The 12,843-nt window shown below is 74.0% G+C and carries 11 protein-coding genes; 6 read left to right on the forward strand and 5 right to left on the reverse strand.

What is annotated here, in order from left to right; all coding sequences use genetic code 11:
- Window positions 1-21 precede the first annotated feature (21 nt).
- A complete protein-coding gene (locus ACGFSC_RS40630) occupies window positions 22-246 on the reverse strand; it encodes a hypothetical protein (protein WP_359914598.1) in 225 nt (74 codons plus the stop codon).
- Between the two features lie 417 nt (window positions 247-663).
- Here ACGFSC_RS40630 and ACGFSC_RS40635 point away from each other — a divergent pair, with 417 nt between their 5' ends.
- A complete protein-coding gene (locus tag ACGFSC_RS40635; protein WP_359914595.1) occupies window positions 664-1,959 on the forward strand; it encodes a polysaccharide deacetylase family protein in 1,296 nt (431 codons plus the stop codon).
- A gap of 1,440 nt (window positions 1,960-3,399) precedes the next feature.
- Here the strand turns inward: ACGFSC_RS40635 and ACGFSC_RS40640 are convergent.
- Window positions 3,400-4,170 carry an aspartate/glutamate racemase family protein gene (locus ACGFSC_RS40640; protein ID WP_359911810.1) on the reverse strand — a complete coding sequence of 257 codons (771 nt, stop codon included), beginning with the start codon at window positions 4,168-4,170 and terminating at the stop codon, window positions 3,400-3,402.
- An 18-nt stretch (window positions 4,171-4,188) separates the two neighbouring features.
- Between ACGFSC_RS40640 and ACGFSC_RS40645 the strand changes: the two genes are divergently transcribed.
- Both ACGFSC_RS40645 and ACGFSC_RS40650 read left to right on the forward strand, forming a co-directional pair.
- Window positions 4,189-5,376, forward strand: coding sequence for a glycosyltransferase (locus tag ACGFSC_RS40645; RefSeq protein ID WP_359911812.1), 1,188 nt, complete (start codon window positions 4,189-4,191; stop codon window positions 5,374-5,376).
- A gap of 57 nt (window positions 5,377-5,433) precedes the next feature.
- A complete protein-coding gene (locus ACGFSC_RS40650; protein WP_359911815.1) occupies window positions 5,434-6,180 on the forward strand; it encodes a class I SAM-dependent methyltransferase in 747 nt (248 codons plus the stop codon).
- A 118-nt stretch (window positions 6,181-6,298) separates the two neighbouring features.
- On the opposite strand, the gene ACGFSC_RS40655 is transcribed toward ACGFSC_RS40650, so the two are convergent.
- The 3 genes from ACGFSC_RS40655 to ACGFSC_RS40665 all read right to left on the reverse strand — a co-directional run bounded on the left by ACGFSC_RS40655 (window position 6,299) and on the right by ACGFSC_RS40665 (window position 9,416).
- The gene (locus ACGFSC_RS40655; RefSeq protein ID WP_359911818.1) at window positions 6,299-7,174 is read right to left on the reverse strand and encodes an alpha/beta hydrolase; all 876 of its coding nucleotides are present in this window, start codon (window positions 7,172-7,174) and stop codon (window positions 6,299-6,301) included.
- A gap of 118 nt (window positions 7,175-7,292) precedes the next feature.
- Window positions 7,293-7,967: a thiol:disulfide interchange protein DsbA/DsbL gene (locus ACGFSC_RS40660; RefSeq protein WP_359911821.1), complete on the reverse strand. Its 675-nt coding sequence runs from the start codon at window positions 7,965-7,967 to the stop codon at window positions 7,293-7,295.
- A gap of 174 nt (window positions 7,968-8,141) precedes the next feature.
- Window positions 8,142-9,416: a glycosyltransferase family 4 protein gene (locus ACGFSC_RS40665; protein ID WP_359911824.1), complete on the reverse strand. Its 1,275-nt coding sequence runs from the start codon at window positions 9,414-9,416 to the stop codon at window positions 8,142-8,144.
- 446 nt (window positions 9,417-9,862) lie between these two features.
- Between ACGFSC_RS40665 and mscL the strand changes: the two genes are divergently transcribed.
- The 3 genes from mscL (at window position 9,863) to ACGFSC_RS40680 (ending at window position 12,621) form a co-directional block, all read left to right on the forward strand.
- Window positions 9,863-10,309, forward strand: a complete 447-nt coding sequence (mscL, locus tag ACGFSC_RS40670; RefSeq protein WP_359911826.1) for a large conductance mechanosensitive channel protein MscL — start codon at window positions 9,863-9,865, stop codon at window positions 10,307-10,309.
- 460 nt (window positions 10,310-10,769) lie between these two features.
- Window positions 10,770-11,549 carry a DUF6643 family protein gene (locus tag ACGFSC_RS40675; protein ID WP_380353128.1) on the forward strand — a complete coding sequence of 260 codons (780 nt, stop codon included), beginning with the start codon at window positions 10,770-10,772 and terminating at the stop codon, window positions 11,547-11,549.
- A 196-nt stretch (window positions 11,550-11,745) separates the two neighbouring features.
- On the forward strand, window positions 11,746-12,621 hold the full coding sequence (locus tag ACGFSC_RS40680; RefSeq protein ID WP_359911829.1) for an MOSC domain-containing protein: 876 nt from the start codon (window positions 11,746-11,748) through the stop codon (window positions 12,619-12,621).
- The last annotated feature ends 222 nt before the right edge of the window (window positions 12,622-12,843 follow it).

The raw sequence follows: 12,843 nt of genomic DNA on the forward strand, positions 1-12,843 counted from the left end.
CGGCACCCCGGCCGGGAGCCGTCAGAGCACGGCGCGGCGGCGGTCGCGGAACACGCCGAACGCGATCCGGCCCAGCAGCAGGACGCCGGCGGCCAGACAGCCGGCCACCGCCATCGCCCAGGCCGGCCCGTCACTGTCCGGCACGAACACGGCCACGGCGATGCCGAGCACCAGGCAGGCCAGGCCCACCACGGCCAGCGGGAGCTGGTGGGTGACCAGCGCTCCGCCACTGCACGCGCGAGCCATTCGGGAGGCCCCGTGGAGATGGAAGGGGTCACGGTCCGCATCTGCCATGAGCCCAAGGTACCCCGGGGCGGGGCGAGCGGCAGCCCGCAGGGAGTGAAGGGTCGAACACCCTCTGCGACCGGAGAATCCGGGCTGGTCAGGGGCCCACCGAGATCGCCGCGAGGTGTGTCCGAGACGTCGGCGCGGGCATTCCGGCTCCACAATCAGTCCACGAAAAATCCTCGTCCCCCCGGTACAACCATCGGTCCGGTACAGCGGTCTCAATGGCATTGAGTGATCCAGGAGCCGTTCGAGGGTGGGCGTGAACCCCCACCGAGAACAGGAATATCCAGGAGCGGAGCCGCCGCCCCTGGAGTCGGAGGCCGGGCTCCGTCCTCCGGCGGTACCGCCACGCCGCTCGGCGAACGAGGGGGAACCGTGCCGCAGTCCCAGTCCAGTACATCGATCTCCATGGCCCGCGCCCGGCCGGCACCCGGCCTGCGCGCGCTGCCCCCGCCCACCGGACGGCCCGCCGACCGGCGCGACATCGGCCGGCCCACCGACCGCCCGGCCGCCGACCGCCTGCACGGCGGGCTGCTCCACGGCGAACTCCTGCACGACGAACTCCTGCGCAGTGAGCTTCTGCGCAGTGAGCTTCTTCACGACGACCATCGACACGGCGAGCCTCGGCATCGCGAGCCTCGGCCCGGCGGACACCGGGATGTCGGACACCGGGATGCCGGGCACCGGGACGGCGGGGGCCGTCACGGCGGGCACCGGGACGGCGGGGGCCGTCACCGGGCGGCCGGCGGCACGGAACAGCAGGACGCTCGGGGCGAATGGCTGCGGTTCGCCCCCGTCCAGCCGCTGTTCCGGGCCCTGGCCGCCCAGCGACTCGCCGTGCTCGCCTACCACGGGGTGACCGACCACTACTCCTTCGGCGCCCAGCTCGACCGGCTCCAGCGGCTCGCGACACCCGTCTCGCTCGGCGCGGTCCTCCAGGCCGTCACCGAGCGGCGGCCGCTGCCGCCCAGGAGCGTCCTGGTCACCTTCGACGACGCCGACCGGAGCGTGCTCACCCACGCCCTGCCGGCCCTCGACGCCCGGGGCATTCCGGCCACCGCGTTCGTCATCTCGGAGCTCATCGGCACCGAGCGGCCGTTCTGGTGGCACGAGGCCGACTTCCTGGCCCGGCACGGGGGCCGGGCCCGCTCGCTCGACTGCGGACACCCGTCCCAACTGCTCCGGCGACTCAAGGCCATGCCGGACCCGGACCGCCGGCGCAGCCTGCACGAGCTGCGGGTCAGCGCCGACCGCCGGCCGCCCCGCCAGGAGCAGCTGACCCCGGCCGACCTGCTCGCCCTGCGGGACGGGGGCGTCGCCATCGGCAACCACACCCAGGGGCACCCGTGCCTCGGGCGCTGCGACGACGACACCGTGCGCACCGAGATCACCGGTGCCCACGAGGCCCTCACCCACTGGCTGGGCGAACCACCGATCGCCTTCGCCTACCCGGACGGCGGCCACGACGTCCGTGCTGAAACCGTTCTGCAGGAGCTCGGCTACCGCCTCGGCTTCCTCTCCGACCACCGCCTGGGCCCCCGGCTCCCCTCCCATCCCCTCCAGATCAGCCGCCTCCAGGTCGACTCCACCACCAGCACCCGCCGCTTCGACACCATCCTGTCCGGCCTGGAACCCGCCTACCGCCGCTGGCGCCGTCAGGCCGTCGCCTAACGGGGGGCAGCAGGCCCCCACCTGCGCGCAGGAAGTCGGCTCGGCCGACTTCCTGCGCGCGCACCACTACCGGTCCGCTCGCCCCTCAGGCACCGGAGGTGCCGCCCAGGCACGGCCGCCGCACCCCGCCCGGCCTCCCGCAATCCCCGCACCGGAAAATCGGCCGCGCCGACTTTTCGATTCCAAGATCATGTGAGCGACGAGCCGGTCCGAGCCATCACCCCCGCGTGAGAAGTCGACCAGATCGACTTCTCACGCACTCACCCCGCCGAAGCCGCGCGCCCCCAGGAATGCCGACCCCGCCGACTTCCCGCACGCCCAAAGTTGGCCCCGCGCCAAAATCCGGCCAGCCCGACTCCCCCACACCCCACGACCGAATCTATGCGCGTAGAGGCCACTCGAAGCCGCCCCCGCGCACAGCAGCTCGGCATGAGAAGTCGGCCAGGCCGACTTCCTGCGCACCGGGAGGGCCTGGGCTGGCGATCGGAAGCCCGCAAGCCGCCCGGCAGCAGAGCCGCAGCCACCACAGCGCGGCGCAGCACAGCGCAGGAAGTCGGCCCGGTCGACTTCTCGCGCTGCGCCGCCACCGAGAGAGCCCGCACGCGGCAGATCCACGCATCCCGATCCTGCGGCCCGCCTCGCCACCGAGAGAGGCGAAGCCTCACCGAAGCAGGCGCCGCGCGAGAAGTCGGCCGAGTCGACTTCCTGCGCACCAGGGGCCCCGGTCGTGCAACCAGCAGGCCGCACGACTACGAGGCGGCGGAGCCATAGCGCCCCGAACACGACGCAGGAAGTCGACCAGATCGACCTCTCGCGCGCCGGCCGTGCCCACAGGAGCCGGAGGACCACCCTTTCAACGCGGCAGATGAAGCGAGCCCGGCATGAGAAGTCGGCCAGGCTGACTTCCTGCGCACCGGGAGGGCCTGGGCTGGCGATCGGAAGCCCGCAAGGCGCCCGGCAGCGGAGCAACGGCCGCCCCAGCGCGGCGCAGCACAGCACAGGAAGTCGGCCCGGTCGACTTCCTGCGCACGGGAGATCCACGCACCAAAGTCCTCCGGCCTGCGACCGGCCACGCCGGGAGAGGCGAAGCCCACCCGAGCGAACGCCGCGCGAGAAGTCGGCCCGGTCGACTTCTCACGCGCCAGGAGTCGGGAGAAGCTGACTCTATGCGCGTAGATCCATGTAGGTGCGGGGCGGGCACCACTGCGCGAGCAGTCGGAGGGGTCGACTTTCGGTGCGCCGGCGGGGCGCGGTGCGAGGCGGTCGTGCGTGAGAAGTCGGCCCGGTCGACTTCTCACGCACCGGGCGCGCTCGAGTGGGCGATCAGCAGGCCTCGGGGCGGAGGGCGGCGGAGCCGTGGCGCCCGAGCGCGGAGCGGGAAGTCGACCGGATCGACCTCCCGCTCCGCGCTGCGTCGGTCGGCCGCTCGGCCGCTCGGGGTCAGCCGATGAGGGTGGCGAGGGCGTTGCCCTGGGGGTAGAGGGCGGCGACCGGGGGGAGGTTGGCGGGGGCGCCGGCGTGGAGGACGGTGAGGGTGCCGCCGCCCCTCCTGGTGGGGTCGGCGACGCGGCGGAGGGCCTGGGCGGCCACGGCGTCGGCGGAGCCGTGCAGGGTGAGCCCCGGCGAGGCGGTCGGGGCGACGGCGGCGCGGATGCGGTCGTCGACGAGTTCGTAGTGGGTGCAGCCGAGCACGATGACGTCGGTCCCGACCGGTGTCCGGGCGGCGGCGTCGGCGATGGCGGCGGTGATGGCCTCGTCGTCGCCGTGCTCGACCGCGTCCGCGAGGCCCGGGCAGGCGACCTCGGTGACGTCCGCCGAACCGCCGAAGTCGCGGATCAGCCCGCGCTGGTAGTCGCTGCCGGTGGTGGCCGGGGTGGCCCAGATGGCGACCCGGCCGCCCTGCGCGGCGGCGGGCTTGATCGCCGGGACGGTGCCGATCACCGGAAGCCCGGGCTCCAGCTCGGCCCGCAGGGTGGCGAGCGCGTGCACGGAGGCGGTGTTGCAGGCGATCACCAGCGCGTCGGGTTCGAGCGCGGCGGCGGCCCGGCAGCAGCCGAGGGCCAGCTCCGTGACCTCTTCCGGCGTACGCGGCCCCCACGGCATCGAGGCCGGGTTGGAAGAGAGCACCAGATCCACGTCCGGGCGCAGCTTCCGAAGGGCGGCGGCGGCGGCCAGCAGGCCGATTCCGGAGTCCATCAGTGCGATCTTCACGGGTCAAGACTTTAGTCGATGCGCCCGTCCGGCCCGGTTCTGCGGCAGACTGCCGGGGTGACCGTCCTGCTGTGGATCGCCGCGTTCTCCCTGCTGGTCTGGCTCTGGCTGGCGTGCTGCCACGGTTCGTTCTGGCGCACGGACGTACGGCTGCCGCCGCGTCGCCCGCCGGTCCGCTGGCCGCAGGTGGCGGTCGTGGTGCCGGCCCGGGACGAGGCCCTGGTGCTCCCGGCGAGCCTGCCGACGCTGCTCGCGCAGAAGTATCCGGGGCGGGCCCGGGTGTTCCTGGTGGACGACCACAGTTCGGACGGAACCGGTGCCCTGGCGGCGGAGCTGCGGACGATCGACGGGCTGGAGCTGACCGTCACCACCCCTCCCCCGCTGCCACCGGGCTGGACCGGCAAGCTGTGGGCGCTGCGGCACGGCGTGGCGCTGGCCGGGCCGGACGTCGAGTACCTGCTGCTGACGGACGCCGACATCGCGCACGGTCCGGATTCGCTGGCCGAGCTGGTGGCCGCCGCCGAGAGCAACGGGCTGGACCTGGTGTCGCAGATGGCCCGGCTGCGGGTGGAGACCGGCTGGGAGCGGCTGATCGTGCCGGCCTTCGTGTACTTCTTCGCCCAGCTGTACCCGTTCCGCCGGAGCAACCGTCCCGGTGCCCGGACGGCGGCCGCGGCCGGCGGCTGCTCGCTGGTGCGGCGCGAGGCGCTGGAGCGGGCGGGCGGGGTGGCGGCGATCCGGGGCGCGGTGATCGACGACGTGTCGCTGGCCCGGGCGGTGAAGTCCGCCGGCGGCCGGACCTGGCTGGGCCTGGCCGACGACGTGGACAGCGTGCGCCCGTACCCGCGGCTGGAGCAGCTGTGGCGGATGGTCTCGCGCAGCGCCTACGCCCAGCTCAGGCACTCGCCCGTGCTGCTTCTCGGGACGGTGCTGGGGCTGGCGCTGGTCTATCTGGTGCCTCCGGTGGCGACGGTGGCCGGGCTGGTGGGCGGGGTGCCGGCGGTGGCGGCCGCGGGCGGGGCGGCGTGGGCGCTGATGGCGGGCACGTACCTGCCGATGGTCCGGTACTACGGGCAGCCGGCCGCGGCCGTGCTGCTGTTGCCGTTCACCGCGGGGCTGTACCTGCTGATGACGCTGGACTCGGCGGTGCAGCACTGGCGCGGCCGGGGCGCCGCGTGGAAGGGCCGGACGTACTCCCGGGCCTGAGAAGTCCCCTGTGCCGAACCCGCTGCGCGGTGGGCCGACCCGTTCCATACTGCTCGGATGGACCGTCAGCAGATCTCCCGCCTCGCCCATGCCCGCCACCCGGTCGCGGCCCCGCTGGCGGACGAGTCGGTGGCCCGGTTGCTGGACCGCGCGACGGCCGGGACGGAGCGGGGCCGGGCCCTGGACCTGGGCTGTGGTGAGGGCGCCTGGCTGCTCCGGACCCTGGCCGCCCGTCCGAACTGGCGGGCGGTGGGCGTGGACCTGGACGCGGCCGCGCTGACCCGGGCCCGGGAGACCGCGACCGCGCTCGGCGTGGTTCGCCGGATCGGCCTGCACCACGTGGACGTACGGGAGTTCAGCTCGCTGGAGCCGTTCGACGTGGTGCTGTGCGTCGGCGCCACCCACGCGTTCGGCGGTCTGCTGCCGACGCTCGCCGCGGCCCGCGAACTCCTGGCCCCGGGCGGCCGGTTGCTGGTCGGCGAAGCGTTCTGGCAGTGCGAGCCGTCGCAGCCGGCGCTGGACGGGCTGGGCGCCGCCCGGGAGGACTTCGCGGATCTGGCGACGACCACCGACCGGGTCCTCGCGGACGGCTGGACGCCGGTGTTCGGTCACGTCAGCTCCGAACAGGAGTGGGACGACTACGAGTTCTCCTGGACGGGCTCGCTGGCCGAGTGGGCACTGGATCACCCGGACCACCCGGACGCGGCGGCCGCCCGCGAGGCCGCGGACCGGCACCGCACCGAGTGGCTGCACGGCTACCGGGGGACGCTCGGCTTCGTCACGTACCTGCTGCGCCGCGACTGACGACGGACGACTGCCGCGACCGAGGTGACCGGAGCGACCGCGACGGCCGAAGCCGCGGAAGCCTCCGGCCCCGTTGGAGCATTCGGAGCGGCTGGGTTCCCGCCGCCCCGGCGATCGGCTACCTCGGGATCCGCGCGAGGAAGTCGTCGATCAGCGGGGCGATTTCGGGCAGCTTCTCCTCCAGGGCGAAGTGCCCGGTGTCGAACAGGTGCAGCTCGGCCCCGGGCAGGTCGCGCAGGTAGGCGCGGGCGCCGGCTTCGGTGAAGAACGGGTCGCCCAGGCCCCAGAGCACCAGAGCGGGCGGCTGGTCGGCGCGCAGCCAGGCCTGCCAGTCGGGGTAGAGCTCGACGTTGGAGAAGTAGTCGAGGGCGAGTTCGACCTGGATGTCCTTGCGGCCGGGCAGGTCGAGGAAGTGCTGGTCGAGCGTCCAGCCGTCGGGGGCGATCAGGCTCGGGTCGCCCGTGCCGCCCTCGTACTGGTCGCGGGTGACGTCCGGGGTGAGGATCGAGCGGGCGGCCTGCTCGGCACCCGGCACGCCTCGCTTGTTGGCGATGAACTCCCGCGCCTGGTCGGAGAGTCCCTCCTCGTAGGCGTTGCCGTTCTGGACCACCAGTCCGGTGATCCACTCCGGGTGCCGGGTGGCCAGGCGCAGGCCGACGGGGGCGCCGAAGTCGAAGACGTACAGCGCGAAGCGGTCCAGGCCGAGGGCGAGGCAGAACCCCTCGATCACCTCGGCGAGGCTGTCGAAGCGGTACGTGAAGGTGCCGGGCGCGGGGCTGTCGCTGTGGCCGAAGCCGGGGTAGTCGGGGGCTATCAGGCGGTAGCGGGTGCCGAGCGCGTCGAGCAGCCGGGCGTACTGGTGGGAGGACGACGGGAAGCCGTGCAGCAGCAGGAGCACGGGCGCGTCGGCCGGGCCGGTTTCGCGGTAGAAGACGCGCAGGTCGTCGACGTCGACGTGGCGGTGGTGGACGTGCGGGATCGTCAGCTCGCTCATGCTAACCATTAAACAGCATTTGAATGGTTAGGCAAGGTCCTTGTCCGGCAAACCGCTTGCCGGACAAGGAACATGTGCGAGCTGATCCGATGTCACCGACGTGGCCGGGAGGGCCGGCTCAGTAGTGGTGCTGCCGCTCCTGCTGCACCAGGTGGTCGAGCACCTCGGGCATCGCCTCGACCCCGCCGGCCTGGGTCGGCGAGGTGCGGTACTCGCCCTGGACGACGACCGTCGGCAGCTCGTTGATGCCGTAGCGGGTGAAGGCGGCGGCGGCCTCGTCGACCGACCGGCCCACCGCGGCCGAGCGGTAGGCCCGGCCGAACGCCTGGGCGTCGACGCCGTTGCGCACGGCCCAGTCGGTGGCGGTGGCCTCGGTGGTGAGGTCGAGCCCCTCGTTGTGCACGGCGCGGAACACGCCGGTCTGGAGGCGGCCGACCAGGCCCAGCCGGTCCAGCGCGTAGTACAGCCGGGCGTGGCCGCGTTGCACGGCCTCGTCCTGACTGCCGGGCCAGACGGCCGGGACGCGGCGCAGCACGACATCGGCGCGGTGCTTCTCCGCCCAGACCCGCAGAGGCTGTTCGAGCGCCTGGGAGTGGCCGCAGTCGTACCAGAAGAATTCGACCGCCTCGGTCCGGGCGCTCACGCGCACCGGTTGCGGGTGGTCGAGCTCGACGAACTTGGCACCCTCGGCGGGGGGTTGGTGGGACATCGCGCCGGCCTGGACGGGGGACGCGGCAATCCCGACGGCGACGGCGAGCAGGACGGTGGACCGCAGCAGCGACTTCGAGTTCACACCGGGCAGTGTGCTGGCGACGGTTCGCTACCGACCGGTTGCTGCGGCGCGAGCAGGGCCGGATTCGCTCGATCGGCGTACCCGGGCCCGCGCCCATTGACGGGACGGACCACCCGACAGGGCCAACAGAACCGACGTGCTCGGCGGGCCCACGGGACCGGGGTGCGCGGCGGGTCAGCCGGCGGCCTCCGGGCCCGCCGTCCACACCTCGGCGACCAGGTGCTGCCAGGCGTCCACGACGGCACCCAGCTCGAAGTGCTCCAGCGCGTGCGCCCGGGCCGCCGCACCCAGGCCCGCCCGGTTGACCGCCAGCACCTTGCCCAGCGCCTCGGCGAGGGCGAGCGGGTCCCCGGGGGCGACCAGCGCGCCGGTCGCACCGTCCCGGACCACCTCGCGCACCCAGCCGACGTCAGTGGCCACGGCGGGCACCCCGGCCAGCGCCGCCTCGATCAGCGCGCCGGGCACGCCCTCGCTGTCGCTGGTCAGCAGCAGCGCGTCGGCGGCGCGGTAGAGCGGGGCCGGGTCGGACAGCGGGCCGAGGAAGTGGGCGCGGGCGGCGGCCGGGTGGCGGGCCAGGGTCTCGCGCAGCGGCCCGTCCCCGGCGACGGCGAGCCGGACGTCGGGCAGTCGGTCGAGCACGTCGAGGGCGAGGTCGAGCCGCTTCTCGGGAGCTATCGCCCCGATCCAGGCGACCAGCAGCACGTCGGCCGGCAGGCCCAGCGCGTGCCGCGCGGCCCTCCGGTCGTCCCGGCCGTCGGCGGGCGGATAACTCTCCGCGGCACGGGAGTTGGGGATCACGTGGACCTTGCCCTCGGGCAGCCGGAACTGCTCCTCCAGAACGACGCGCGCCTCGTCGGTGAGGGTGGTGACGGCGGCCGCGCGGTGCATCAGCGCGCCGCCGCGCACCCGGCGCAGCCGGTTGGCGGTCCAGTAGCGCGGGTGGCCGACCGAGACGTAGACGAAGGGCGTACGGGTCCCGGCCAGGGCGAGGGCGCAGGCGGCCAGGGTGTCCGAGCCGTGGGCGAGCACCACGTCGGCGGCGCGCGAGGCGGCGCGCAGCGCCCGCAGGGTGCTCGGGTGCAGCCGCCCGGGGCCCAGCACGGCGGCGGAGCGCAGCCCGGAGGCGGCGGAGCAGTCCACGGCGGCCCGGCCGGCGGAGTCGGGGCCCCGGTCGGTGGAATCGGGGGACCGGCCCGCGGAATCGGAACCCCCGTCCCCGGAGCCGGAGTCGGGACCCGGGTCCGCGCAGTCCCGCCTCGACTCGACGGGGCCGGGGTGGACGGCCGGATGCGGGGCGAGGGCGCACAGCGCGGAGGACTGCCCCCGACGGCCCAGTTCCCGGTGGAGGTCGCGGGCGAAGTTCTGTGCGCCGCCACGGCGTGAGTCGCTGATCAGATGCAGGACACGCGGACGGTTTCCGGCCGGATCGGCCGACAAATGGTCGGGCATGGACCGACCTTGGCACAGTGCTCCGTCCGGTACATCCCCTTCGCGCAACCTGATGGTGGCCCATCCGCCCGCACTTGTACACCCGATGTGCGCCACGGGGCCGCCGTCGTGCGCCGGATGCGACCACTGTGCGCCCCGCCTCGCCCCCTGCCGCGCTCCGGTTCACCCCGTCGCGCCGGGTCGGCGCCGTCCCGGGTCGGCGCGTGCCGGTGTCACATGCGCTTTCGCACAGCGCGGTCGAGCCGGGTGTTCGACCGCCGAAAGACCGGTACGCGGAGCGCCCCCGCCCCGCCCGGCCGGCCGGGGCCGGGCGCCGCGGCGGTTACCCGATTCGGGTGAACGCGGTTGGACCTCGACCCGGGCCGCTCGGCAGGATGTCCGGCCGGGGGCGGCACCCGCCGTGCCGCCCCATCTCCCCCTTCCTCGTACGGATTTGGAGTCACCCGGTGTTCAAGGGATTCCGCAGCTTCCTGCTGCGCGGAAACGTGGTGGACCTCGCGGTCGGCATCGTGATCGGCGCGGCCTTCACCGCGGTCGTCACCGGGTTCGTCAGCGCCTTCCTCACCCCGCTGGTCGGCGTCGCGTCCGGTGCCGTCGGCGACTTCACCCAGAAGACCTTCGACGTGGCCGGCACCCGGTTCCCGTACGGCCTCTTCGTCAACGCGGTCATCGGCTTCGTGCTGACCGCGGCCGTCATCTACTTCGCCGTGGTGCTGCCGGTCGGCAAGCTCCAGGCCCGCTTCGAATCGGCCAAGCCCGCGCCGGCCTCGAAGGTCGACTGCCCGGAGTGCCTGAGCCCGATCCCGGCCGCCGCGACCCGGTGCTCCTTCTGCACCTCCGAGGTCGGCAAGCCGGCTCTGCCCGCGCAGGCCCAGGCGCTGCGGTCGCACTGACCGCCGGGGCCGGGCCGGCATCCGTCCGGCACCGGGCCGGAACCCGGGCGGCCCCTGGCCGCCGGCGCAGGTCACGGGCCAACGGCGCAGGTCACGGGCAGGTCGCAGGCCTGAATCGAACGCCCGGAGAACTGACGGGAATTTTATTCCCGAAACATTCACGAGCCTCCGCCGCCCCCACGGCGGGGGCTCGAATGCGCCCGCGCACGCCCCGTCCGGAAAAAGTTTCTCCGCAGGACCCCCGACCGTCCACCGGCCGGTCACCACAAGGCCTTCCGGCGAATCCGTCCGGCGACCGTTCGACCACTGACGGGGCGCCAAGGTTGTCCGGAACCGGACGCCGGAATGTCCGCCTTTACTACTTTCGAAACCTTTGTGCGAGCGAAGACTGTGTAAACACTCGAACTGCTCCCCCTCCCGCTCTCCTCAGCAGGCGCGTTGTGGGCTTACCGTATGGCCCATGACCTCGCCCCGCTCCTACGACGGAGTCGGCTACCCCTCTCCGTCCTTCTCCTCCGGCACGCCGATCTACGACAGCCTCGTGGCTGAGCGCGGCGTCCCCCAGATCGCGCCCATCAACGTGCCGGCCGCCCTGCCGCCTGCACTGTCGTCCGGTTACGGATCCGGCCCCGGCCAGTCCTACGAGAACCGCTACGGCAACGGGTACGAGAACGCCGGCAGCAACCTCCCCGCGCTGCCGCCCGCCCGCCTCGCCCTGGGCCCCGGCCCGAGCAGCGGTCCCTCCGCCGGCCCCGCCACGGCGTACATCCCCGCGCAGCCCGCGCCGGCGTACGCCGCTCCCCAGCCTCCGGTCCCCGGCTACGGCGCCCCCCAGCCGTACCAGCGACCGCAGCCCGGCGCCCCCGCCTTCGCCCAGGCCACCGGCGGCGGCTACCAGCCGACCGGCGGCCAGAGCTTCGGCGGCCAGAACACCTTCATCGGCGCCCAGGGCGGCCAGCAGACCTTCGGCGCGCAGCAGCCCGGCGGCCAGGGCGGTTTCGGCCAGGGCCAGCCCGCCGGTCCGCAGAGCTTCGGCGGCCAGCAGTCCTTCGGCGGGCCGGGCGCCGGCGGCCCCGGCCTCCAGGGTCAGGGCGGCGAGCAGTCCTTCGGCGGCGCCCAGCTGCGCCCGGCCATGGCGCCGGTCGCGCCGGTCCGCCCGATGCAGCCGCAGCGCCCGGGCCAGTACGGCGAGCCCGGCCAGTTCCAGGGCGGCTACCAGCCGCAGGGCCAGGGCTACTGAGCCACTGCCGCCCCGAGGCCGTCCCCCACACGGCCCGAACCCGCACCACCTGAGCACCACCCGGCGCCCCGTGCGCCGGGCGAACGGAGAAACGGGTCATCCACGGACCGCCCGGCACGCCCCCACGGCGTCCGGGCGGTCCGTGCGCGTCCGGGGTCCTTCCCTCCGGGCCGGGACCGGCTGGCAGGATGGGGGAATGCAGCTCACCGGACTCCACGTCTACCCCGTCAAGTCGATGTACCGCCTGAGCCCGGACACCGCCGTGGTCCAACCGTGGGGCCTGGCCGGAGACCGTCGCTGGATGCTCGCCGACGCGACCGGACGGTTCGTCAGCCAGCGCGAGAACGCGGCCCTCGGGCAGGTCCGCGCCGAACTGCTGCCCGAGGGCGCCCTCGGCCTGACCGCCCCGGACGGCTCCCGGATCGAGGTCATCGCCCCCGCCGTCGCGGCCGGCGACCCGCTCGCCGACGTCGAGGTCTGGGGCACTCGATTCCACGCCGCCGAGGCCGACAAGGAGACGCACCAGTGGATCGCCGAGCACCTCGGCGACTACCGCCTGGTGCACCTGGACGACCCGCGCGCCCGGCCGGTCGACCCGGAGTACGGCCGGCCCGACGACAACGTCTCGATGGCCGACGGCTTCCCGCTGCTGCTCACCACCACCGCCTCCCTGGACCGGCTCAACGAGCTGATCGCCACCGAGAACCCGGACGGCCACGAGACCCTGCCGATGGAACGTTTCCGCCCGAACGTGGTGGTCGGCGGTGCCGAACCGTGGGCCGAGGACACCTGGAGCCGGATCCGGATCGGCTCGGTCACCTTCAAGGTGGTCAAGCCCTGCGGCCGCTGCGTGATCACCACCACCGACCAGGAGACCGGCGAGCGGCGCGGCAAGGAACCGCTGCGCACCCTGGCCCGGCACCACCGGCTGCTGCGCAAGGCCGCGTTCGGGCAGAACCTGATCCCCGAGCGGCCGGCCGGCGTCGAGGGCGACGCGCTCGGCACGCTGCGGCTGGGCGACGAGGTCGAGGTACTGGAGGACGGGGCGCACTGGCCTGCCGACGGGCGCTGAGCGCGCGGGCGCGTGGGCGAGTGGGCGCGTGGGCGAGTGGGCGGGTGGGCGGGTGGGCGGGCGGCACCGGGATTCCGCGGGGCGGGCCGTGCCGACCGCCCGCGCCGACTGCCCGCGCCGGCCGCCGTTCCGACCTCCCGTTCCGACCTGCCGTTCCAACCTCCCGTGCGACTTCGCGAGCCGACCCGAGCGGAACCACCTCTGTGCGCGCTCGTTGAAACA

This window comes from Kitasatospora sp. NPDC048715, assembly GCF_043198905.1.
Taxonomy (GTDB): Bacteria; Actinomycetota; Actinomycetes; order Streptomycetales; family Streptomycetaceae; genus Kitasatospora; species Kitasatospora lactacystinica.